Annotated in this window: 18 protein-coding genes and 2 pseudogenes; 7 read left to right on the top strand and 13 right to left on the bottom strand. The window is 49.4% G+C overall.

Translation table 11 applies throughout. The features are described from left to right. Positions 1–27: 27 nt before the first annotated feature. The 8 genes from CSR02_RS08360 to CSR02_RS08320 all read right to left on the bottom strand — a co-directional run bounded on the left by CSR02_RS08360 (position 28) and on the right by CSR02_RS08320 (position 11,174). Positions 28–1,374, bottom strand: coding sequence for an LLM class flavin-dependent oxidoreductase (locus tag CSR02_RS08360; protein WP_099541258.1), 1,347 nt, complete (start codon positions 1,372–1,374; stop codon positions 28–30). Between the two features lie 32 nt (positions 1,375–1,406). Then, on the bottom strand, positions 1,407–3,680 hold the full coding sequence (locus CSR02_RS08355) for a TonB-dependent receptor family protein (protein WP_183172702.1): 2,274 nt from the start codon (positions 3,678–3,680) through the stop codon (positions 1,407–1,409). Between the two features lie 122 nt (positions 3,681–3,802). Continuing rightward, positions 3,803–4,342, bottom strand: a complete 540-nt coding sequence (locus tag CSR02_RS08345; protein WP_099541252.1) for a flavin reductase — start codon at positions 4,340–4,342, stop codon at positions 3,803–3,805. A gap of 6 nt (positions 4,343–4,348) precedes the next feature. Beyond that, complete coding sequence (locus tag CSR02_RS08340; RefSeq protein WP_099541265.1) at positions 4,349–5,839, bottom strand: MFS transporter; 1,491 nt, start codon at positions 5,837–5,839, stop codon at positions 4,349–4,351. A 5-nt stretch (positions 5,840–5,844) separates the two neighbouring features. Then, positions 5,845–7,293 (bottom strand): FAD/NAD(P)-binding protein, encoded by a 1,449-nt coding sequence (locus tag CSR02_RS08335; RefSeq protein ID WP_099541250.1) that lies wholly within the window; start codon positions 7,291–7,293, stop codon positions 5,845–5,847. A gap of 7 nt (positions 7,294–7,300) precedes the next feature. Then, on the bottom strand, positions 7,301–8,464 hold the full coding sequence (gene ssuD / locus CSR02_RS08330; RefSeq protein ID WP_099541249.1) for an FMNH2-dependent alkanesulfonate monooxygenase: 1,164 nt from the start codon (positions 8,462–8,464) through the stop codon (positions 7,301–7,303). 2 nt (positions 8,465–8,466) lie between these two features. Beyond that, entirely contained in the window at positions 8,467–9,897 is a 1,431-nt protein-coding gene (locus CSR02_RS08325; protein ID WP_099541248.1) for an LLM class flavin-dependent oxidoreductase, read from the bottom strand. After that, entirely contained in the window at positions 9,894–11,174 is a 1,281-nt protein-coding gene (locus CSR02_RS08320) for an acyl-CoA dehydrogenase family protein (RefSeq protein WP_099541247.1), read from the bottom strand. The genes CSR02_RS08325 and CSR02_RS08320 overlap by 4 nt, the downstream gene beginning before the upstream one ends. A gap of 427 nt (positions 11,175–11,601) precedes the next feature. Between CSR02_RS08320 and CSR02_RS08315 the strand changes: the two genes are divergently transcribed. The 3 genes from CSR02_RS08315 (at position 11,602) to CSR02_RS16615 (ending at position 13,679) form a co-directional block, all read left to right on the top strand. Then, positions 11,602–12,756: an acyl-CoA dehydrogenase family protein gene (locus CSR02_RS08315; protein ID WP_099541245.1), complete on the top strand. Its 1,155-nt coding sequence runs from the start codon at positions 11,602–11,604 to the stop codon at positions 12,754–12,756. A 32-nt stretch (positions 12,757–12,788) separates the two neighbouring features. After that, positions 12,789–13,409, top strand: coding sequence for a nitroreductase family protein (locus CSR02_RS08310; RefSeq protein ID WP_099541244.1), 621 nt, complete (start codon positions 12,789–12,791; stop codon positions 13,407–13,409). Between the two features lie 63 nt (positions 13,410–13,472). Next, the gene (locus CSR02_RS16615; protein ID WP_167384117.1) at positions 13,473–13,679 is read left to right on the top strand and encodes a hypothetical protein; all 207 of its coding nucleotides are present in this window, start codon (positions 13,473–13,475) and stop codon (positions 13,677–13,679) included. A gap of 451 nt (positions 13,680–14,130) precedes the next feature. Here CSR02_RS16615 and CSR02_RS17005 read toward each other — a convergent pair whose 3' ends face one another. Then, complete coding sequence (locus CSR02_RS17005) at positions 14,131–14,580, bottom strand: helix-turn-helix domain-containing protein (protein ID WP_244176884.1); 450 nt, start codon at positions 14,578–14,580, stop codon at positions 14,131–14,133. A 306-nt stretch (positions 14,581–14,886) separates the two neighbouring features. Here CSR02_RS17005 and CSR02_RS08295 point away from each other — a divergent pair, with 306 nt between their 5' ends. Both CSR02_RS08295 and CSR02_RS08290 read left to right on the top strand, forming a co-directional pair. Then, entirely contained in the window at positions 14,887–16,377 is a 1,491-nt protein-coding gene (locus CSR02_RS08295; RefSeq protein WP_099541241.1) for a tyrosine-type recombinase/integrase, read from the top strand. Between the two features lie 491 nt (positions 16,378–16,868). After that, positions 16,869–17,792 carry a replication protein RepA gene (locus CSR02_RS08290; RefSeq protein WP_099541239.1) on the top strand — a complete coding sequence of 308 codons (924 nt, stop codon included), beginning with the start codon at positions 16,869–16,871 and terminating at the stop codon, positions 17,790–17,792. Between the two features lie 732 nt (positions 17,793–18,524). On the opposite strand, the gene CSR02_RS08285 is transcribed toward CSR02_RS08290, so the two are convergent. After that, entirely contained in the window at positions 18,525–19,223 is a 699-nt protein-coding gene (locus CSR02_RS08285; RefSeq protein ID WP_099541238.1) for a hypothetical protein, read from the bottom strand. Next, a complete protein-coding gene (locus tag CSR02_RS08280) occupies positions 19,220–19,855 on the bottom strand; it encodes a ParA family protein (RefSeq protein WP_099541236.1) in 636 nt (211 codons plus the stop codon). Before CSR02_RS08280 ends, CSR02_RS08285 begins: the two co-directional genes overlap by 4 nt. A 454-nt stretch (positions 19,856–20,309) precedes the next feature. Between CSR02_RS08280 and CSR02_RS08275 the strand changes: the two are divergent. Together CSR02_RS08275 and CSR02_RS16320 are read left to right on the top strand one after the other, a co-directional pair. Continuing rightward, positions 20,310–23,082 (top strand): annotated as a pseudogene (locus CSR02_RS08275) (DEAD/DEAH box helicase family protein); the annotation flags it as partial. Positions 23,083–23,180: 98 nt separating this feature from the next. After that, on the top strand, positions 23,181–23,636 hold the full coding sequence (locus CSR02_RS16320; protein ID WP_143225566.1) for a hypothetical protein: 456 nt from the start codon (positions 23,181–23,183) through the stop codon (positions 23,634–23,636). A gap of 53 nt (positions 23,637–23,689) precedes the next feature. Here CSR02_RS16320 and CSR02_RS08265 read toward each other — a convergent pair whose 3' ends face one another. Together CSR02_RS08265 and CSR02_RS08260 are read right to left on the bottom strand one after the other, a co-directional pair. Next, positions 23,690–23,887, bottom strand: coding sequence for a hypothetical protein (locus CSR02_RS08265; protein WP_019089465.1), 198 nt, complete (start codon positions 23,885–23,887; stop codon positions 23,690–23,692). 307 nt (positions 23,888–24,194) lie between these two features. Then, positions 24,195–24,632 (bottom strand): annotated as a pseudogene (locus tag CSR02_RS08260) (MucR family transcriptional regulator); the annotation flags it as partial. Between the last annotated feature and the right edge of the window lie 65 nt (positions 24,633–24,697).

The following is a 24,697-nucleotide window of genomic DNA, read 5'->3' as shown; positions in this document are numbered from 1 at the left end:
GGTCATTATTGGAGTGTCCGATCAATATCAGCCCCCAATATAGGCGTTATCAAGTCGCTCACCACGGCCAAACAGTTTGTTACGCAGTGTTCCTGGCTGGTAAGCTGTTTTATAGCGTCCGCGCCTCTGAAGTTCAGGAATAATAAGATCTACAATATCCTCAAACGTTTCAGGGGCTACAGCATAGGCCAGATTAAACCCATCAATACCTGTTTCTTCCATCCAGGCTTCCATCTGATCAGCAATTTCTGTAGGACTGCCAACAATTGTCACTCCCATCCCACCAATTGCTGCATGTCGCGCCAACTCACCTACTGTCCATATCTTGTCTGGATTGAGAATTGTCAGGGCATCAATGGCAGAATTAATAGCATCATTCCGCACGTGCCTTATGGGTTCATCAAGTTCGTACTGCGAAAAATCAACACCAGTCCACCCTGACAAAAGGGTAAGTGCTCCTTCCAGACTGATATACTGTTTATAATCTTCATATTTCTTCCAAGCAGCCTCTCGAGTTGGTGCTGTTATAATAGTCAATAAAGAGAAAATAAGTGGCTGTTCAGTCCGGCGTCCTTGAAGCCTGGCTTGGTCACGTATGCTCACAACTGTTTTGCAGACAATTTCCTTAGATGGCCCCGCAATAAAAACACATTCAGCATGCGCTCCTGCAAAATGTTGCCCTCGCCTGGATGCTCCAGCCTGAAATAAGACTGGTGTTCGCTGTGGTGATGGTTCCGCCAAATGTATGGCATCTACTGTAAAGTATTTACCATCATACCTTACAGGATGTATTTTGGTTGGGTCGGTAAAAATCCCACTGTTACGATCACGTTGCACAGCGTTATCCTCCCAGCTTTCTTCCCACAGCTTGTAAACAACCTGCATATATTCATCAGCCATTTCATAACGGATATCGTGAGAAAACTGCTGCGTTTTTCCAGTGCTTTTTGCTGCACTATTCAAGTATCCCGTTACAATATTCCATCCTATCCGCCCTTGTGTCAGATGATCTAAGGTGGACATACGCCGCGCAAAAGGAAACGGATGTTCGTAAGATAATGTTGCCGTCAGGCCAAACCCCAGATTGCGTGTTACCAATGCCATGGCCGAAATCAACATGGCGGGGTCATTAACAGGAACCTGCGCGGCATTGCGCAAAGCCGCATCGGGAGAAGAGCCATATACATCGTAAATGCCAAGAACATCGGCAAGAAACAAAGCATCAAACAAACCGCGTTCAAGCGTGCGCGCTAGATTGGTCCAGTATTGCAGGGTATGATATTGATCCGATTGATCGCGCGGGTGCCTCCATAGTCCGCTGGCCTGATGGGATACGCAGTTCATGTCAAACGCATTAAGACGGATTTCTTTCATTTCAGTATGTCCGTTCAGAATTACCTGGTAGGTCAGTCAAACCCTAGTGACGCGCCAACAAACACCCCAAAACCATCCCCGGGCTGCATAACCGAGAGCTGTTTGCCCGCGGCCTGATAACCAGGCACAACAATGGCCGCGTAATGCGTATTGGCAAGGTTATTAAAGCTTATGAATATTTCACGATGTTTTTTGGGCCATGAATAGCCAATATTGGCATTATAGATATGATATGATGGCGCAAAATACGTCATGTCATAAGATGCACCAACTTTGGATGAAACCTGCGCGTTAAAGCTGGCGTAAAATCCATTCCGCATATCCAGATGAACTTCACCTTGATAGAAATGTTCAGGAATACCCGGCAAACGATTATGCCCAAAAACAGAATCATGTTTGTAACGGAAGTCTTGATACGTATAGGCCTGCCGTAATGACAGCGTATTACCTGCCCATTTGAGAAGTTCCGTTTCCAGAGAAGCTTCAACGCCCTGATGCATAGTGGCGGAAGCATTGCCATATATGGATGTACCAGCAGCAAGGGATTCCGGTGTCATAACTGTCAGTAGTTCATTATGCACCGAGGAATGATAGTAACTCACGCTCCATTTATTATGAAAATAGTGGCCTGTGGTTCCAATCTCAAATGTCGTTGCAGTCTGGTTACGCAGACGGCCAGATGTAGAGTTCTCCCCAGCAGCAGCCTGTAACGGATAGCTGGCTGCGTTATAATAACTTCCTGCGTAATTGTAGTTCCAATCATTAGGTGGTTGCAGGCTGCGGCTTACATTACCGTATATTTCTACGTGTTCGTCTGGAATATAACGAAACCCGCCACGCGGAATAAAATTGACCGAACCTGTGTGGAGATAATCATGATTAGGGTAAGTTACATCTGAAGTTCGTTTGATAAATGCTAAAGCACCGGCTGCGGTCAGCCACAAATTGTGCGCCACTTCCGTATTATTGCGCAGATGAAAATAATTTTCTGTGCCACCATATTTGACATTGCGCAGTAATGTGCCGTTTTCCAAACCACCAAATACACTGCTGGCGCGGATGCGGTTACGTTGCCATGCCTCAATATCGCTATAACTGAGAATACCAAACTGTGTGTCGCTCTTATGGCCTGCCAGTACATCATGCCGATCGTAATTCAGAACACCGGCAATTGTCTTATAACCCCATATCTGGGAAGATGCTGTTTGCTGAATATCAATGGGTGCATCTTGATAATTGCCACCAAATTCGATTTTTGAATGATCATCAATACGGATGGTGGTCATAGACCCATAATACTTCGTGCCCGGCTGAGTTCGGTGCGAGCCCCACTCGTAATATGGCGATTGCGCTTGTTTGGGATTGGATAAAATCTGATCGCGCGTCAGATAACCAGGATAACCATTGTTGGTTTGCCGATATCGAAAAAAGGCTCTTGTGGAAATACGATCATTAAAACGGTAACCAAAATTGGTATTCAGCCCAAAACTGCTAGCCTCGGTATTATTCTGATACCCACCGCGATACGAATTTGTCGCGCTGATATAGTAATCGAACTTACCAAACACACCGCCAGAACTCAGTTGCTCTTTAACATAACCAAAACTCCCCGCCTCTATCCGGGCCTGATAGCGTTGCGCATCATAACCAGTCATTGAAACGTAATTGAGCGCACCACCAAGTTGCATGCCGCCATAATCAAACGCATTCGCTCCACGCAATACTTCTGTATAGCGCAGGCCGAGAGGTTCAAATAATTCATATGGCGTGCCTGCGGGTGTTGTAACTGGCAGGCCGTCAAACATCATAAGCAGGCCAGAACGGAAGTAATTGGTGCCTGTTGCAATGCCAGACCCACGGATAGAAATCCGCAAGCCATCTCCTCCACCTGAAGACTGCGCAAACACACCTGGCTGGAACGAGAGAGCATCTGCGTTGGTAAAGTTACGGCCCTTTAGAACTTTCTGCGCGTCAATCACGCTGGTAGCACCGGGAATGGACGCCAAGCGCGCTTCTGCTCGCGCCGCTGGTGTCATGCGATGCCGTGAAACGGATATAACTTCCGGTTGAGAAGACGTTGTTGGAGTTTTACTGGTAGTTTTTGATGAAGACTTCTGCCGCGCAAGTGGAGCAGAGTGTATTTTAGAACTATGCTTTACATGATTTAAGGGCGTTCTATCTGCTGCCCAGGCCGCTGGTGTAAAGCCCAGCAGATAAGAGCTGACCACCAATGTTGTACGATGTGACAGAAAGCGCGAACGGGAGAAATATCTGCCAGAAAGGAGGTTTACGGGTATCCGCAGCATAGGGGATGATTCCATCTGTGTATGCATAAGCATGCGTATTTTGTGAATATTGCTTTTTCATTTCATCAATTCTTATCGTGTACACATTTCAGGATTGCCTTTACGCAAGCATTGGGAAGTTTTTATTTGGGTATGGTTTGATTGTACTGCCTATTAAACCAGACAAGTCCGGAGCGTATGCCAGCCTCACCCATCGTGGCATCAACCACATGGGCAATAATAACCGTATGAGTGCCAACATCACGTATTTCACGTATCCGACAATCAAAGCTGACCAGCGCATCATCCAAAACTGGTGCACCGGTTAGGCCCTTGTGCCACTTTCCCGCAGCAAAACGCTCAGCCATAGAACGTGATCTGCTGCTAAACGCATTTGAGAGATGATCCTGCCCTTCATGCAAAACATTAATGGCCAGAACACCATGTTCCAGAATATAAGGATGCGCACTTGTGCTGCGGTTTACGCAAACCAGTAGGGTTGGCGGTGTATCGGAAACACTGCAGACTGCCGATGCCGTAAACCCATGCGGGCCATGTGGTCCATCCGTAGTAACAACTGTAACCGCACTGGATAACGCAGCCATGCCATTACGGAAGATATCGGCACTTACTGTTTCTTCATCTGGAGGGGTATAACCAAACGGCGCAACAATATTGGTCATGGTAAATCAGTTCCTGGTATCGGTGGAAAATAACAGTTCAGGCGCAGCAGCTCCTGTATTGCGCCGCACAGGCATAAACTGCTGGCGCAATGCGGGATCCATGTCGGGATCGTAACCGAACACATCCCAGCGCGAGAAAAAGGCAATCATCACGCCTGCCAGCGGAGCAAGCAGCACCAGCCAGAACATTGCCGGGCCAAGGTGGGTATTCATCCACGGGAAAAAGAGAAGAATAAGCGTGCCACCAATGCCTGAAATCAGGCGGGCCACACCTATCCCCAGTCCACGCAATTCAGTGGGATAACTCAGGGTTGGATAAACCATGAGCTGGCATCCCGGACCGAAGCCTTGCGCAAACAGAAAAGCAGCAAACCCGCCCAGCGCCGCAATAACGCCTACTGTTCCATGAGGCACGCCAATCAGCGCGAGTGTTCCAATACCAACCACCTGCAGAACGTAACCTGCCAGAATAATGGGGCGGGAACGGAAACTACGCGCCAGGCGCACCCCCAGCAGGCCTCCGGGAAAGGCCACTACAAGGTTGAGAATAATGGAGATGACCACAACCTGCGCGGCATTTGCGTGCACAATGGAGACCAAAAGCGTTGGCAAGCCGAATATAATGATGTTGTAAGACATGGAGCTAATTAGCGTCATGCTGGCAATAATCAGCCCGCGTCTTAGCAGTGGCTGGCGCACCAGCCGCCACGGATCTGTATGCACAACTGCGGGTTTTTGTCCTCGTGCCGGGCAGACAACAGGGTTCACACCATAAGAGCGGCGCAGAATATCAGCTGCACGCTCCAGATCTCCCCTGCGTGCAATCCATACTGGAGATTCGCTCATATACCGCCCGCGCACCAAAATAATAACCAGTGCTGGCACCGCGCCAAATGCTAGAGATGCGCGCCACAACCAGTCTGGATGCGCAGGTGGCAACACGTAGGACAGAATAAATACGATCACGAAGCAAGCGGATGAGGCAGCGTACCACGTGGGGCACCATGCGGCGGCATGGGCAGCCTTGCTGCCCCGCCCCTCCAGCCGCGAAAATTCTGATAGAAACGCCATAGCTACAGGCAGGTCCATTCCTACCCCAAACCCCATGGCAAAACGCGCCATAATCAGAATACTGGCAGATGGTGCAAACCCCGCCACCAAAGCGGCAATAACAAAACACACCATATCGGCCATAAAAACAGCATAACGCCCGATACGGTCCGTTAACCATCCGCCTACAAGGCTGCCTACTATGGTTCCGGCATTTAGTGCCGCGGCAACAAGACCTGTCTGAAATGCAGATAAACCAAAATGTGTCTGCACATCCGAAATACCCCAAGACAAGGTGGTAAGATCATAAGCATCCAGAAACACCCCACCCAATGCCAGCGCCACAACCATGCGTGCGTGACTTCCGGCCTGTGGGCCTGCGTTAACAAGGGCTGATATATCATCCGCATCACGCACGATGGGACGATCCTGATTGGTCTGAGCCATAGCGGTCATGTTGCTGCCCATTCCTGTTCAGAATGATGAAGGGAAGGAAAAGAGGCCAACAATGCACCAAGCGTAACAGCCAGCTTTTCAGCATAACGTGTCACTTCAGGAAGCCCCATCAACTCCCCAAATTGCCCACGTGCCAGTGGACCTGCCACAAACAGGGTATTTTCATGCCTGCTGCCAACACAGGCGCGCCCTATTGCATCCACGTGTAGGCCAAGGTCTGTTGCATCCATTTCCACCAGACCAGCAGCCGCCAGTTGGTGGATAAAGGGCACCGTATGGATAATGGCATCATGCGCCGGCCCGGTTGTGGTAATGATGGCGTCATACGCCTCATGCTGCACGGTGGTGGTGCCACGGCGGATGGTGATTACAAACCTGCCGCGTTCAATCTGCACATCCGTTAAGCGGCCAGCCAGAACCTCCAGCGTGCCAGCCCGTTCACGTGTGTGCAGCACCTCTTCCACCTGTGGGGCAATACGGAAGCGATGCGTATCCCAAAATGGACGCACATGCCGGATGAGCCTCTTGCGTTCAGCTAGAGAAAGGGCAGCCCATATAGCAGGCGCCTGTTCGCGAATACGATCAAACAAAGCCTGCCAAGGCAAATGAGGGTTAGCCGCGAGTTCATAACGTATACGGCGGAGCAGCTGTAACGCAGTACGTGATGGCGGAGAGATAAATTGTCCAACTGGGCTGACACTGCTTGCTGTATGCCCCCGTGAACGCTGGCCCCGGCGAGAAATAGCTGTAATCCGTCCCGTATGCCCGTGCGCTGTCAGGGCTACCACAGCATCCGCCATGCTTAACCCTGTGCCTACAATCAAAACACGGTCTGATGCACCAATGCCATCAAACGCATTGGGCTGCCACGGATTGGTAACCAGAACAGGACGATGAGCAGAACCCAAATAGGCATCTTGCAGAAGTTTTGGAGGCTGCGGTGCAGGATGGCTGGTGGCAATAACTACGATATCAGCAGATATGGCACGCCCTTGGCCATCCGTGATAACCCAGCCTTCATTTGCTCTTTTGTATACGCTTGCCACCTGTTGGCGCAGATGTATCACCTGTCCTGTGTGCAACAATGGTGCTAGTCGGTCTGCGATATAGCGGCCAAATACAGAACGAGCGGGAAAAACACTTCCATCTGGCCTGTAAGCTGCCGGATCATTGGCCAGCGCATTTGTCTGCTTGATCCAGTTGATAAAATCATCGGGCTGCTGCGTATCAATACTCATGCGTGTTGCAGGTACATTGACGCGGTGTTGTGGATCCGTCGCGCCATAGGCCAACCCTGCCCCCAGGAACGGGCGTGGTTCAAATACGGTAATACGTTTGGGCCTGTTGGAATGGTGTGTAAGATGCCATGCCAGCGCAGCGCCGCTAAAACCACCGCCAATAATGGCAACGTGGGGAATATGCGAAGAGGTGTTCATGATAGCCATCCGGCAATCAGGCTGCGCGGGTTGGGCGATGATCGCCCGCAATGGTTTCACCAAATGGCCCCATGTTGTTCAGGTTTGCCTTGCCACGCACGGGATGCGCGGTTGGCAAATTGGGCAACACGAGTTCGCCAAACTGGTAGGCTTCCTCCAAGTGCGGATAACCTGAGAAAATGAACGTATCGATACCGAGCCTGCGATATTCATCAATACGCTCTGCAACTGTATCTGGGTCCCCTACCAGTGCTGTCCCCGCTCCGCCCCGCACCAGTCCAACGCCAGCCCATAAGTTGGGGCTGATTTCCAGTTTATCGCGTCGACCTCCATGTAGTGCGCTCATACGCGCCTGACCTACAGAATCCATCCGGGCAAAAACTTGCTGAGCTTTTGCAATTGTCGCATCATCCAGATGGCTGATCAGACGGTCGGCCTCATGCCATGCTTCTTCGGTCGTCTCACGTACAATAACGTGCAAGCGAATGCCAAAGGATACATCGCGCCCCTGAGCATGAGCCAATTTGCGCACATGGCTGATTTTTTCTGCTACCTGTGCTGGGGGTTCACCCCATGTCAGATATTTGTCGATCGACTTGGCGGCAATATGCGTGGCAGCTTCTGATGAACCACCAAAATACAATGGCGGACCGTCATTCTGATAAGTTGGAAACAACAGACGACCGTCTTTTATTGTAAAATGTTTTCCTTCAAAATTAACATTCTCGCCGCGTAATAGCGCACGATAGATATCCAGAAATTCATCTGTAATTTCATACCGTGTGGCATGGTCTGCAAATAGCCCATCCCCTGCGTTTTCAGCCGGGTCACCACCAGTTACAATATTGATCAGCAACCGCCCGTTGGAAAAACGGTCCAATGTTGCGGTCATGCGAGCAGCCAAAGTGGGAGAGAGCAAGCCCGGCCTGACAGCTATCAGGTAACGCAGATGTTCTGTAACAGGCGCCAAAGCCGAGGCCACAACCCAGCTATCTTCGCAACTACGACCAGTTGGAATTAAAACACCATAATACCCCAGTGTATCAGCAGCTTTTGCCACTTGCTGCAGGTAGGGCAAATCAACCGGTCTGCCACCTTTTTGTGTGCCTAGGTAGCGGCTATCCCCGTGGGTTGGCAGGAACCAGAGCACATTGATCTTATCAGGAACTACGTAGGACATGATTAGGATGCCTTGGAAAATGTTTCTTGGGGAAAAAGCGGTTCAGCTGGTGCCTTGAGCGCGTTGGGATTACGATAACGGCTGCCGAAATGTCGGTTATGAAGATGCGGTTGTCCCGATGTAAACAGACGCTCACGCAAGGTTTCATGCGGAGTATAGGCAGTGCGATAGCGACCACGCTGCTGCAACACAGGTACAATCAGATCAATAAAGTCACGTGCTGTTTCAAACGTATGGTACTGGCGCAGATTGATGCCATCAATCCCATCAATATCCAGCCATTGTTCAATTTCATCCGCAACTTTTTCTGGCGTGCCCACAACAAAGAAACGCCCTTCATCAAACGAAGCAATCTGGCGCAATGCGCTGCCTACTGTTTGTTCTGGACGGAAACGTCGGCCCATATTGCCAAATGGTACGCCTTCACGCTTCAGGATATCGCCAATACGTGCATCTGCCGGATAGCGCCGCAGATCAATTTCCGCCTGAGCATGAATTAATGCTCCTTCGACACTGTAATACTGGTGGTATTTTTCTAGCTTTTTTTCAGCCAGGTGCTGTGTGGTATCTGTAACAATACCGGCCATAACAATAAAACGGATGTCATCACCATTTCGGCCATGGGCGCGTGCACGTGTACGCGTGCGGGCAATGTTTTCGCGTACCGCTTCTGTTGTCTGACCACCAATAAACACAACCTCAGCATGGCGTGCGGCAAACTCCAGTCCTGCGGCAGACCCGGTTGCCTGAAACAACACTGGCGTGCGTTGCCTTCCGGGAGAAACAAGATGAGGCCCTGCTACGCGAAAATTCGGGCCATCATGATTGATTGGTCTGACACTATTCGGATTGGTGTAAATCCCTGATGCCACATTGTTTACAACGGCATCCTCATCCCAACTGCCTTCCCATAATTTGTATAATACATCCAGATATTCATCTGCGATGGCATAGCGTTGATCATGCGGAACTTCATCCTCCAGCCCGAAATTGCGGGCAGCACTACGCAAATAGGATGTCACAATGTTCCACCCCACGCGCCCGTCGGTCAGCAGATCAAGCGTTGCCATGCGCCGGGCAAAGGCAAAAGGTGGCTCATATGTTGTGGAAAATGTTACGCCAAATCCAAGGTTTTTTGTAACCGCAGCCATGGCGGGCACCAGCATGAGAGGATCAAGATTGGGAATCTGTAACCCTTCACGCAGGGCTGCTGCTGTACCATCGCCAAAGCGATCATAAGTCCCTATAACATCAGCAAGAAAAATGGCATCAAACAAACCTTCTTCGGCCAGTTTTGCCACTTCCAGCCAATATGACATTTCTCCGAACCGATGCCGATTATTGCCCGGCGCACGCCACATGCCGTGTACGATATGGCTGACGCAGGCCATCTCGAACAGGTTGACGTGTAACTGTTTGGGGTGCGTTGTCATGCCGCATGTTCCTGCTTTACATCTGTGGATGTAGAAGGTGTTACAGCGCTTGCTTTTTCCCGCCAGCGAGACCCAAATGCCGTACCATTGAGCACCAGGTCACCAAGTTCGCGCTGTCGTTGCACCAGTGGGTTATGAGAGGCCAACGTGCGGGCGTTACGCCAATGGCGATCCAGACGCCGTGAAATGCTGGTAGCTGAGGCTCCGCCTACTTCAAACAGCAGATTAGCGGCCTCTAACACTTGCCCTGCCACAATCTGCTGCGCTTGATAGGCCTGCACCTGCGCTTTATCAAAAGCAGGACCATGTTCCTGGCTTGTTACCCATTGTGGAAAGGTTGCTTCCAACCCCCATGCTACCTTTTCCACCAATGTATCAGCCGAAAATGACAGCGCAGATAACCGCCCAATCACGCCCTGCACCAATGGGTCATGCCTTTGGGCAACCTGCCCAGGGATACCAAAGGTGCGCTTACGCGGACGCACAAAAGCCACGCTATCGCGCACAATTGCCCGCCCTATTCCTGCAAGTGTAGCCAGATGGAAAAGCTGATAATATGTGGTGAAGTATTCGTTTGTAGGAAATTCAGAAAGTGGTGTCCTGTTAATGATATTTTCATCAGGTATAACAACATTTTTAAAATGTGTGGTGCCGCTTCCAGTCAGGCGCTGGCCAAAACCGTCCCAATCATCAACGCGGGTTACACCGGGTGCATCTACGGGAACAGCAACCTGAATACGATCAGTGCCATCTGTCGCAATAGCAACTATCCATGACGCATAGAGCGTGCCGGTAGAATAATATTTCGTGCCATCCAGAACCCATTTTGACTTTTTCCCATGCAGAAAACGCGTAAGCGTGGTTGTGGTGCCTGTGCTATTTGTGAGTTCTGCCATGGCAGCACCAAACAATATGCCCTGCGCCACCTGCTCAAGCCAATAGACAGCTTGCGGGTTGTCCCCTTCGTGCAAACGCCCCTCAACAAAAGCAAAATGTGCACGAAATATCTGGGGAAGATTTGAATCTGCTTCAGCCAATTCAGCCAGCAATGCAAAGGTTTCAGGCAGACTGGCACCATACCCCCCATAACAGACAGGCACACGCAACGCGCCAAATCCGGCATCCTGTAACCATTTTACCGCTTCATGAGCCAGAATACGGTTTTCTTCCCGATCAATGGCTCCATCTGCAATACGTGCAAAAATTGGCCGAAGCCTTTGTGCAAGCGTATCAATCCGAGGAGAGAAATTCTGAGTGTAATGTGCCTGATTTGTCATGGCGACCTCGTTGTCTGCATATAACAACTATTTTAGATGCGTATTTTTCATTTATCCACGCTAACAACCATTTAAAATGAGTCAATAAAATAATTACTATTTTTAATTGTTTTATACCTGATCGGTAGTTTTATGTGTGTAATTTTCCGCTAAAATTATGTGGAATTTTTTTATCATTATACTGTTTTTAAAGGATATATTTTTTAATAAATAACCGTTTTAAAAAGTTTAATTTTTCAAATTTCTTTTTGAGAATCTGCAAAATCAGTCTCTATTGAGATTTCAAAAGCCAGCTATCCGTGAATCGAGATGGCGTTGAACTGTTCACATCTTTCCTGAGACAAAAATTCTCTCATTGACATATATATTCTCGTCATAAATGTTGTATTTCATTACCACCCCATAAAAATGGTGAAATATATATTCCATGGCAATTGATCTACAAACCGCGCACAGTGCCATTGAAGCCGCTACGCATCTCAAACAGCAGTTTATCGCACGCGCAGCGCATCATGATCGTACCGGCATTTTTGCTCAGGAAAATATTAATGATCTACGTCAGGCGGGGCTGCTATCTTTACGTATATCTACACCTGAGCGCCCCACCCCATTCACTCTAGGTGTTGTGCAGGACATTATTGGGCAGATTGCTCAAGGTGATGCTTCAACAGCACTGATTATGGTCAATCATTACATGGTGCGGGCCGCTATTGCTCATCATGAATTCGGATCTGATGATGTCGCCAACTGGATAGAAGAAGAACAGCATGATCAGTTGCTGAATATCCTACTAGCAGAACCAGATCTTGGCTCTACATCTCGTGGCGGACTACCTGGCACAGTCGCCACTCGCACGGCAACAGGATGGGTTTTAACGGGACACAAAGCCTATGTAACAGGCATTCCCGGTTTATCGTGGCTTCTGGTACGCGCACGCACTCATGATAACCCAGCACAAGTTGGCACATTTATTGTACCAGCCAAGTCTGATGGTATCCGTGTTCTTGAAACCTGGGATCACATCGGCATGCGGGCCAGCAATAGCCATGAGGTCATGTTTACCGAAGTTACCCTGCCTCCCGATGCAGCACTGGAATTGCATGCGCCTGATGCACCACCAATCGGGCGTAATACTCTTGTTTTATGGAATACGGGCTTGTTGGGGGCTTTGTATAATGGCATTGCGACCGCCGCATTGGCGTGGTTTTGTGACTTCCTGAAAAACCGCGTTCCATCCAATTTGGGAGCGCCACTGGCAACACTGCCTTCAATGCGCGATGCTGTGGGCGGATTTACCATTACATTGCACATGAACGCCATGTTGCTGCACCTTTACGCAGCAGATGTAGATGCAGAGCATTCTCCCCAGCAACAACTGAAGACACATGCAGCAGTTATAAAAACGCGTGTTATAGATGCGGTAGCGGATTTTACATCTGCTCTCCTTGGTTTGGCTGGTAATGCCGGACTATCGGCCCACAATCCATTAGAGCGTGCCCATCGTGATGCGCTATGCGGGCGTATTCACGCACCTCATGCTGAATTACTCCGACGTATCGCAGGCCAGCAGGCCCTTTCATAAATTCACAATCATTTCTTGCTACTGGAAAAACCATGACAACAGCGCCCAACCGTGCTCTAGATTCCTCAGTCCTACCTGTTATTCTCAACCGCTGGTCTCCACGAGCATTCCTGCCAGAAGCCATTAGTAAAGAAGAACTTCTTGCGCTGATAGATGCCGGGAGATGGGCACCTTCTGCCTATAACATGCAACCTTGGCGCTTTATTTATGCACGGCGCGGCACGGCAGAATGGGAGCGCTTTTTGTCATGGCTCATACCCTTCAATCAGTCTTGGGCAGAAAATGCATCGGCCATTATTTACATGGCATCTCAAACCATAACGTTATCAAGCCGAACAGGGGAACCCACCCCACTGCTAACACATGCTTTTGATACAGGTGCTGCTGCGGTTCTTATACAAATTCAGGCTGCACATAACGGTTGGGCAACACACCCTGTAAGCGGTTTCGATCATGCTTTGGCACATGCTGGTCTGGAGTTACCAGAAGAATATGAATTGCATGCAGCCATTATTCTTGGCCGACAGGGAAAAGCAGAAACTTTACCAGAAAGTTTGCAAAAACGTGAAATTCCTTCCGATCGGAATGCACTCGACATGCTTTCTTTTGAAGGAAGGTGGCATTCCTCAAAAGAATCCGAAACGGATAACTAATGGCTTGTCCGATATAATAACAGTGATAGTTCTCTGACTAAGCAATTCGGAGCAGTTAGAAAAATGCCTGAAGCAGACCGCGCTGATCAGATGAACTGTCGCTATGGCAGTGACAAGCATGATGAGGGCAATCAGTATCAGAATAATGGCCTGTTCAAAGCGTTCATAGAATGTCAGACCATTGAACAGCTTGACCAGACGCGACCAGTCCCTGCTGTGCCAGGAACGTTTCATGGAGATTTCTTCCATAACCGTTTTCCCATCAGATAATTGATATAGTTTTAAGTGTTTGGCTTTTCTTTCAATAATCTTGATCGTCCCCACTCAGGACATGAACCGGACCACGATCGCTTATTGACTATTTGAGTTACCTCTCTTTTCCTTACGAGAAGAGACTACGCTAACGGCTAATGTCGACTTCAGATGCAGATAAATTACCTGTTGATCCTGACAAGGAGAAACTCGCCGAACCTCTGGATCCGGCTGATATGGGCACCGATTTCCATGCAGTCCCATGTGCTCTCCTAAGGGGTTGACTGCCCCTCAAGCCGCATTTTCTCTCAGGAAACGATAATGATGGCTCTATCATTCCCAATGAATGCGATACAAAATCGTAATTATTCCAATATTGTCGGAGTGCTACGAGGTTAAGCAAATGGATTATGCTCGACATCTCCCTTTCCCTCTATCTTGAATACAATATTCCGAAACACGGGGCCTTTTATAAAAGGCCCCGCAGCCCTCTCGTTTTAATAAAAACCCAGACGAAAACGGCATCTTTGAGATAGGATGTACGTTTACGTTTTACGCCGCTATCGATGTCGATCGCGCGTTTTTTTGCAGATAATGACAAACGGAACGCAAAATCAGAATCCAGAGGATCGCACCCAGCTGGGGCAAGTTTACCCCTCTGGACGAGACTTGCCAGCAAGGCACGAAGTCTAGTCCCAGGGACGCCGGTATAGGTCTGGAGTGATGTCAGAGTTACGCCCCGTCCATCTTGGCCCAGACGGCGAAACAAGGAGATGACACGCTCTTCCAGCACATCATCACCAAAGATGCGACATGTTACCATCACACGCCTCCATCCAATCGGTTGCGCCTTTTCCGAGAAACCGTACGCAGGAAGCAGCGATAGCGTAAATAGAGTCTTTTCAGTTTCGACATCCATATCCTCCTATTAAAGCAACATGGATCTCAATCGTTTAGCTCAGGACGCTTAAGGTCAGACCCGAAGGCATCTGACACACCTAAGATTGGAAGGGATTTTTTCCTCGTCAAGTGGTCCAGAAATATAGAAATTTCCTCATTATACGGGTGATGGAGCAACCTAGGAATATCAAGGGTATCACAGGCTATCGGATGAAGAGACAAGAAACTGTTTGAACAGATTTTCTGAATCTCAAAGTTTCAGAGAGAACTTCGAAAACAAGTTTACTTCTGGTCTAATCTCCCAAGATCATTAGAATAACGAGTCATGCTTGATACCCTGCATATAACTGGCTCCTGGCCGGTTTTACGTTCTTATGTTCTTGAGCAGGTAGATCGTCTGACCTGCCAACGTCTGAATGATCCCCAGGCCTCAATTGATGTTTTGCGGCCTATTCTCTCGACGGCACATTTTTCCCCACCGCTTCCTGTGTTGATCGCCGGCAGTGCACTTCCCGATGGATCCTTCCTGCCAGATACCGAATTGCCCCGCCATGCGGAACATGCCGCCGCTGCAGGAGAAGCTGTCAAGGCGACCTTTCCTACTTTGCCTTCTGGCTATCAGATCGAACTGGCGTTGGAAATTGACTGCGAAAAACTGGCGTTCGTTGCCACATTGGTGTCATCCAAGATCAGCAGTAACAGTGGCCCACGAGCCGAGAAAGAAGACACGTCAAAGATTCTGCCTCCCGCACCTATCGGGCAGGCTCCAGCCAACGTAACACGCTGGTTTTCAGCATTGTGCGAAATCGATATACCAGAGCACGATGGGCGGCTTGAAACATCGCAAGCCGCTGTGGGAGCATTCGTGCAACATGGCAAGTCCGCAAATACGCGGCGCGCCTATCGTTCAGCTATTAAGGGATGGTGTGCCTGGACAAACCGTCATGGTCTCCCTGCCCTGCCCGCACGCAGCACAGATGTGGCGACCTATCTCGCAGATCTTGCGCTCCGTGGTCGCAAGCCGACGACGATCGAACTGCATCGTGCAGCACTTCGTTACCTCCATCACATCGCTCAACTTCCTATCCCGACTGCCCAGGCTTTGGTCACGGAAACAGTGGCTGGTATCCATCGATCTCCTGGCAAGGAAATGCCGCGGCAGGTCAAAGGTCTGACATGGGACATGATGTGCGAAGTGATTGATGCAATCCCGATGACCACATTGGTAGACGCACGCGATCGAGCAATCCTCCTGATCGGCTATGGTGGGGCGTTACGACGCTCGGAGTTGGCGTCTATTCAGCTTGAATACGTCACTCTGGATGATGACTGCATGCGGATTACGCTCCCTCAATCCAAGGGCGATAAGCAGAACAAGGGCACTGTGGTCGCCATTCCCCGTGGTATTACGCGCTTTTGTCCAGTTCGTGCGTGGGAGATGTGGTTACGGCTATCAGGTCTTAAACCGCGCAAGAAAACGGCAAACGACCATTCCACGACTGCGGCCTTTCCACGCATCTGGTCTCCTGCAGCCTCGAAACCAGGTGTGTCACCCCCTCTCCCGAAAATTGGCACACAAAGTCTCTCTGACTGGTCTGTGGCCAAGATCATCAAACAACGATGCCTTGCCGCCGGCCTCGAAGGAGACTTTAGCGGACATAGTCTGCGTCGTGGGGCCATCACGACGGGGGCGCAAGACAATTACGATCTGATGGCGCTCAAGCGTTTCTCGCGTCACCGGGATTACCGTGTCCTAGAGGCTTATATTGAGGATGATCAGGCTCTAACCCGACATCCAGGAAAAAGTCGGTTTTGAATCGATATAGGCTTAATTCTGCATTTCCTAATCTCAAAAACGAAGAAAGGCCGTCGCCTGATATTTCAAAATTCAGATATCTAAAATCGATGCATGAAGAATTTTTACACTCACAGTAATTCCTGCTTTTTGGGAGCCGACTCGTATTAGAGGTAATTTGGACTCTCTCCACGGGTATAAAATATATCCGTGACCCTTCGATTTCATTGGACTCTTTCCACGATGTCCAACTTTTATCAAGCGAACTTATCCACAATCTAGTTTACGCACCAAATCTTATCCTTTGGACTCTACCCGCGGTAAGTTTGGACTCTCTCCACGATAATGGGCTTATCCCTTGGACTTTGCCCACACATAAACTAATAAAGAATCAAATAATAACAAATAGTTTTTGTGGACAGAGTCCAAAGAACCGTGGACAGAGTCCAAATTCCATGTCGTGGACAAAGTCCAAATTGACGAACAAATTTTCCTTATGACATTGTTCAAGGATGGGACAGATTCATAGCTTACTAGACAGATTTGGCGTTGAAGAAATGCGGCGATTAGCCTCACTTGAGGATAAAACGCAACGCCTGTGTGTCGAAGCTGCTCATGAAGTAATGTCTGATGAAGATCAGGCTATTGGTATAGCTCATGCAGGATTTGCAATGGCCGCTTTACCACATAAAAAAATCTCAGAATCTATTTGGCGCCGTGAAGGAGGTTCAATCCAACTTCTGGTAGAAAGTGGCTTAGATAAAGAAAATAAAGCCGTAGGCGTGCCATTTGGTGCAATGGCTAGACTTATCCTTCTATATCTACAAACGCAAGCCGTAAGAACCAGATCCAGAGAAGTCGAGCTTGGATCCAGTATGAATGCTTGGTTAAAAGCAATGGGTGTTTCAGTCGGTGGCAAAACCTATATTGCCGTCAGAGATCAAGCTAATCGTATTAGTCGATGCCGTCTGACGTTCACTAGAACAAATGCTGGTGCAGAAATTATAACTAACGGTGCGTTTGTCCGTGACGCCATCATGCCAATTGAATCTGAAAATGGAAACCAACTATCATTTTGGAAAGAAGCCGTAAGATTAGATGAAGGCTTTTATGAGAGCCTTATTGAACATCCACTTCCTCTTCGTGAAATCGCAATTCGACAAATATCTAATAAATCTAAGGCAATCGATATTTATATCTGGTTGGCTTACAGATTACATGTACTTAACGATCCGCTTACTTTAAGTTGGAATACATTAAAAAATCAGTTCGGTCCGGAATATAAAGAATTACGATATTTTAAAAAAGACATTGTTACTCCGCTTAAAATTGCTCTCTCAGTCTACCCAGAAGCTAAGGTACAGATGGACGATAAATATGGAATCATTCTTTATCCTTCTCCACCGCCAATTCCCGAAAAGCGAATTGGGAAGTAAATTTTCACGTCAATAAGAAAAAACATACTAGAATTGCAGGAAGATTTTAAATTAACTACTTTTCGATAAGCGCGAATTAGAATTTTTATAAACCTTGTGGACAAAGTCCAAATTCTTATTACGAACATAAATTCCTTACCGGAATAAAATCAATTTCTGAGGAACTTTCGTCACACTTAAATATTACCATTCATTTTTGAATTATTTTTGGACTCTGTCCACAATGGGGGATCAGCATTGGAAAGTCCATTATCCAATCCCGCGTTAACATACATCTTTTTTAGCCAGAAATCATAGGCATGACTATTTATCCGCATGCATCTTATCATAACGGGCTTTCCATAAAGATCAGCTTGCTCTTACTACCCATAATAGCGCACCGTTTCTCTTTTTTTCGAGAGAATGAACCCTGCGGATCGCAAGAGAAAGCACAAAATCCTCGCAGTTCACGTTGCAGCGCCAAAAACAGTCCTTAGTCCATCGAATGGTATGTTAGAAACCTGAAATGAGAAGCCAGAAGCACTAAACAATAGTCTTGCTATCCCTCCAAATGTTAGTTTCTAACGAGTTTGTCACGATGATTACTCCTGTTAATTTATTGGGAAATACTCCGACATCAGTAAGACAATATTTGAATTCCCGCTACGACTTGTATGAATATGTATACGCTTACAAAACGTAGCGGATTCATCTAGAATTATGCGTTCTATTCGCAATAAATGAATGAGCTTATTAATCCTCATCAAGTAATGTTTGGATTTCTTTGAGACGAGTTCTTATCGCGATTAGCTGCTCAAGCATATGCCTTCGGGTAGATTTTAATCGCCGAGCCTCAGTAGATAATGCAGCAAAATCAACATGCGAAATATTCCGTTTGATTGATTTACGAAAAGCAATGATGGCTGACCTTGAAGTGTTTGGACCCACAAGACCTTGCGCGCGAGCAATATCGAGCTCTTCCGGTGCAAGTAGACTTAATTGATAGGCAGCACTATATGAGCCAGGCAAAGAAGTCTCATCAAGACGGCCGCTATCTACGACATGAGCAATGCGTCTAAATTGCGAAGCAACAGGTTCTGAGAAAGGAAAGAAATCTTCGAAGCTTGATTTAAGTCGATTTTTTTCTTCTCGAGAAAAAAGTACGTTATCAAGCGTATTTAATGCCCGCCCAATCTCCAAAAATGAACGCGCAGCCCTTTCCCATGCAGCATTAACGGCTCGTTGAGTTTCAAGAATAACGCGAATACGTGCTTGATCATTTGCCAGTTCAGTGCCAGAAAAAACGCTACTGATAGTCTCTAAGGTTTCCGATGATACAATAGTTAATTCCCGTAACTCTTGAGGACGGGCATCGAATGCAGGCACTTCATCTGCATCCAAATCCTGTAGAGCTCGCAGAGAAACGCCCCGCCTTGAAGTTGCTTTGCTCATAAATCCAACTCCTGCTTTAGGTATGCCCACAACGCACCGAAAGCTTCAGCATTTTTCGGTTTACTTAGATCCATCACTCCAAGCCCTTTGCCATTTGCCAAAGATATTTCTTCAGCTTGTGATATTTCTATTGGGCAGACTGGACCTACATTCATTAATTTTGAACGAATAGTCGCGTAGGAACGCGCACGTATATTAGCTCGATTAATAATAAAAGCCGCTTTTACATTACTTTGTTTTAGATGTCGCATCCATGGAGCGACACTATCAAAGTCATCTTGGGTCTGTTGGCAAGGTACAAGAACGAAATCAGCCCCTTCACATAGTCCGAGAATCGCGGTCATATTAATTTCAATTGATGGCGGTGTATCAATAACAATAAAGTCAGCTGTAGAATTACGCGCTTCTTTCAATGCGCCTCGCCAGTCATCTAGCATTACGCGATGCACTGGAATTTCCGAGACGCCAGAGATTCCAGCTCTGACGCGTTCACGTCGCTCTGCCCAGGTGGCTAGAGTTGCTTGTTTATCCATATCAAGACCGAGTACATTTTTCCCTGCCCTTGAAGCTAAAACCAAGATATTTCGTGACAAGGACGACTTACCTACTCCTCCTTTGGGAGAAGAGAGCATTATTATAGATTGTCGGTGATTGTTTTTTGGCCTTACCATTGTGACCTCAGATCATGAGATAAAAACACGTTAAAAACGTGTAACCTAATTGCAGTATACCCGCAAAACATAACGCAGGCAGATAGATATATCCAGAATTTTTACGCCGTAAAATTTTTACGGCGTAAAATAATGCGATCAAATATACCATACACCAGCCCTGAGCATGTGGCGCAAGTGGTTGGTGCTCGCCATGCTCGCCCGCTGCGCGGTCTGTGCGTGGCTCCGCTCCCGGCGCAGAGCGCCGCACTTGCCCCACCCACTCCGGCCCGGTTGTCGGGAAAGTATCAAGGAGAAGGAATAAGGAGAGAGTAAACACTCCCCGTCCTGCACTTGATCCCGACCAACCCAGCAATCAGGCCCACGACCCACAGAAGAGGTGTCGGGCGAAGCCGTTTGGACGGAGTGTGCCATCATGTCCATGCCTGCCTCGCAACTCAATCTGTTCGATACTACAGTGCTGTCAGGTGAACTTGCAGCCCTCTGGTCTCTAGAAGATGACCAGCCCATACCGGAAGTCTCACTCCCCTCCCCTCAGACCTTCCGCATCCCACAGCGGGATTTTCGTCTGAATGGCGTACGTGGTCTGGCTCAAGGCTGGAAAGCGCGTGCAGAAGCAAACATCGCAGCGATCGCCCTGCTCGCGACACTTGAACGCGAGGATCGAAACGCCACGGCAGCAGAGCAGGACGTGCTGGCCCGTTTTACGGGCTTTGGTGCTGGTGAACTGGCCAACAGCCTTTTCCCGCCAACAGGCAGAGAGGTACGCAAGGGATGGGAAAGTCTTGCTGCAGAACTTGAACATCTAACGTCGGAGACAGAACGCGCCGGTCTGCAACGTGCTATCCAGTATGCCCATTATACGCCCGAACTGATCGTTCACTCGATGTGGGACATGGCCCTGCGTATGGGATTTCGAGGCGGTTCAGTGCTTGAACCGGGGTGCGGCACGGGGCTCTTCATCGCCGCTCTCCCAGAAAAACTCGACGGCAAGATCGCTTTTACCGGCATTGAGAACGACCCCATCACTGCCCGTATCGCGCGCAAGCTCTACCCGAACCAATGGATCCGCAGTGAGGACTTCACGCGTGCCCAGCTCCCACAGGGCTATGATCTGGCGATTGGCAACCCTCCCTTCAGTAACCGCACGGTGCATGGTCGTGAGGGACTGGAGAGGCAGGGTCTGAGCCTCCATGATTTCTTCATCGCCCGTTCACTCGAAGTTCTGCGTCCAGGCGGGATCGCCCTGTTCGTAACCTCTCGTTACACACTGGACAAGACTGATCCGACAGCCCGACGGATCATTGGCGAGAGTGCTGACCTTCTTGGCGCCGTGCGCTTGCCTGAAGGCGCAATGCGGGACGCTGCCGGGACTGATGTCGTAGTCGATGTGCTGGCATTCCGCAAACGTGAACCTGGAGAAGTGTCCTCCAGCGCACACTGGATTGAAACAGCCGAAGTTCCCGAGAGCGACCACGGGAATGGTCCGCTACTCGTAAACCGGTATTTCCTTGATCACCCAGACCAGGTTCTTGGCACACATGTCTGGACTACAACGCAGTTTGGTCCTGGCTACACCTGCGCGCCTCATGCGCAGAGAGAGCTTGATCTTCTTCTTCCGCAAGCCCTGAACCGGATCGCACCCAACGTGCATTTCCTTCCCCCTCGCGAGGCCCGCATTGTCCGACCAGCCGGTGAGGGCGTCACTATTGGAACTGCAGCAAGTGGGGCTGATCTCAAGGAGGGAAGCTACTTTGTTGATCGGGGTGTGCTGCACCAGATCATTGAGGGACAGGCCCAGATCGTACCGATCCGCAAGGCAGGACAGACAGAAGGGATTTTTGCCAAACATGAGCGGATCATTCGTGCGCTGGTGCCCATCCGTGATGCTGCGCGCAGTGTATTGCGGGCGCAGATGCAGAACCTGCCTTACGGTCCTCAGCAGCGCACTCTGAAAACGGCCTATCAGAGCTTCGTGCGTGAATTTGGGCCGATCAATCATACTCGCACCACGCTGCGCGAGAACCCCGAAACAGGCAAGACACGCGAAACCCAGCGTCGTCCAAACCTGCAACCCTTTCTGGATGACCCTGACGTCTGGCTGGTCGCTTCGATCGAGGAGTATGACGAGCGCACGGATACAGGGCGCATGGGGCCGATTTTCTCCGAGCGTGTCATTCATGCCCCAACAGAGCCGGAAATCCACGGAGCCCATGACGCACTGGCTGTATCGCTACATGAAACGGGCCGGGTGGATCTGCCTCTCATTGCCGAATTGCTGGGACGGAGTGAAGCCGATGCCTTGGCTGGACTGGGGGAGAGCATTTACCTCGATCTCGAACGCAGCGAGCAGGGCAGGGACGTCTGGATCACGTCTGATGAGATGCTCTCAGGCGCCGTGCGAACCAAACTGGCTCTTGCACGCGAGGCCGCACATCATGATCAGCGGTATGCACGCAATGTCAGCGCCCTTGAAGGCGTGCAGCCGCCGGATCTGCGTCCCTCTAAAATTACGGCCCGTCTGGGTGCGCCCTGGTTGCCCGTCACTGACATTGAGGACTTCGTGCACGAGGTCATGGGGATTGAAACGACCAGCGGCTGAACTTCTGGAGGACGCGCTGTCCCAGTCCATTCCCAAGATCTGGGATCACTGGCGCGATGAGAATGGCAATGACCGGCGCAAACTCAATACGCAGGAAACCGAGGCAGCCAAGGAAAAACTGGCGGCTATCAAGAGCGCGTTCGAAAAATAGGGCTGGGGGGATCCCGAGCGCTCGGACCGTCTCGTAAAGCTCTATAACGAGACCTACAATAACCTTGTGCCGCGTGCCTTTGATGGCAATCATCTGCGTCTGCCCGGAGCGAGCAGTGCGATTACCCTGCGTGCTCATCAGAAGCGCGTGGTTTGGCGGATTATCGCTTCAGGACGCACCTACATGGCGCATGCCGTGGGAGCGGGGAAAACATTCTCCATGGCCGCGGCCGTCATGGAGCAGAAACGGCTTGGACTGATCAGCAAGGCCGTGATTGTGGTGCCAGGTCATTGCCTTGCACAGATGGTGCGTGAGTTTCTCATGCTTTATCCCACGGCACGGATCATGGTGGCCGACGAAACCAATTTCGTCAAAGCCAAACGCCAGCGTTTCATTGCCCGTGCGGCGACAGAAAACTGGGACGCGACCAGTATCTTTTTTTCGAACTGGGTGGTGATAACAACCTTTATGAACCATACTCCACGAACAACCGCACGAGGCAAAGACGTGTAAGAGACTGGTCTTTGATTGCAATGGGATCTGACTGGGAAGTCATGCGTCAACTCGTCACGTTTTCCGCTTCTTGTGAAGGCGACGGTATGCGATTCAGTGGTGCTTCTGATACTTCTGCTGAAACCTATATTCGCAAATGCCGGGCGACATTGGCTAGTGCAGTCTCGCCTGAACGTCTCTTGCAGAAAATGGGCTGTGGGGTGTCGTTGCAAATTGCACGATCAGAAATTGAAGGCTCATCATGGCGACAGGGAAATATCGAGAAGCTCACGACGCTTCTCGGCCCGTCTGGGAGCACTGATAGGTATGAGTGGTATCTCAGACCTTTGCATGTCATCAAAGATGCCGCAGCCCTGTTGGTATACGGCGATATGGATGGGAGGCCAATTTACAACATGGCAAGTGTCAGCGTGCTCAGTTCGTCCAGGGGGCCTCTAATGAAGGAATTTCAGTCGCGGAACGCTGAGTTGTTCTAGCGAACAGACGGTCCTGCCTGCATAGTCTTTTATGCAGGCAGGATGCATCAGTCTTAAACCCTATCGCCTGCTTTCATCATGTAACGCCAGGCGATGACGGCACACACTGCTGAAGGAAGAATCATCAGTTTTGCCGTGATTGGGCAAGCATTAAAAGCAGCCCCGATAGCGATGGTTCCAAAAAGCATTTCGAAGGTTCCGAAAATACCGCCTTTAACCATATCGCTTTGGTATTCTTGAAGACCCATCATGATTGTTTCTCTTCTTGCTGTTAATTAGGGGCCAGCGCCGAACAGACTGTCTGTCCCTCCACACCATGCCGCCAGAAAGGCAGGAAGAATAAGTAAAAAATGCGAGCAGTCCCTGCTTTCGTTCGCTAAACCAAAGCCAGGTGACGATGAAAACCACAACAGAATAAAGCAACAGAAATAAAAGTACGTTTATGCTCAGGCTATTACTGTCCATTTCTCGTTTTCCTTTTCGCGTGCGATGTTTCTGGTGTCACCCATCGTCATGCGACCGAAAACGAGAAATGGTTTTTCTGTAAAACGCTCGGATTTATTTCGTTTTCCGACCGCGTGCCTTCCGGTCTGAGGGGATGTCTGCTTCACCTGATGAGAGTGTCGCATTGGTGTCATCGCCACGTCGCCCCAGAGAGTTGCGCTTGGCAATGGCGGCCCGCTGTGCGGAATAGTTTGGGGCCACCATGGGATATTCTGGGGGCAATCCCCAGCGTGCGCGGTACTCTTCAGGCGTCAGGTTGAAATGTCTCTGAAGGTAGGATTTCAGCATCTTTGTTTTCTTACCGTCCTCAAGACAGACGATATAATCGGGAAAGACCGAGCGCTTGATGGGGACCGCCGGTGTGCGGTCCTGAGATACGATTTTTTCGGGAGCTGGTGGTGCAGGTGTGACGTCAGGGACCGGCGCAACGGAAGGCGTTGCGGCTTTCCCTGGCTTTTCAGGAGCGGGTTGGGAGAGTGAGAGTGTATCGACGCGGAAATCTCACAGATGGAGTAATTTTGGATCATTTTCTGGTTGTTCAGGACTTCCTATACGTC

The organism is Acetobacter pomorum, from assembly GCF_002738225.1.
GTDB classification, from domain to species: Bacteria; Pseudomonadota; Alphaproteobacteria; order Acetobacterales; family Acetobacteraceae; genus Acetobacter; species Acetobacter pomorum.
The sequence above is the reverse complement of the archived record's forward strand: the minus strand, read 5'-3'. Positions and strand labels throughout refer to the sequence as shown.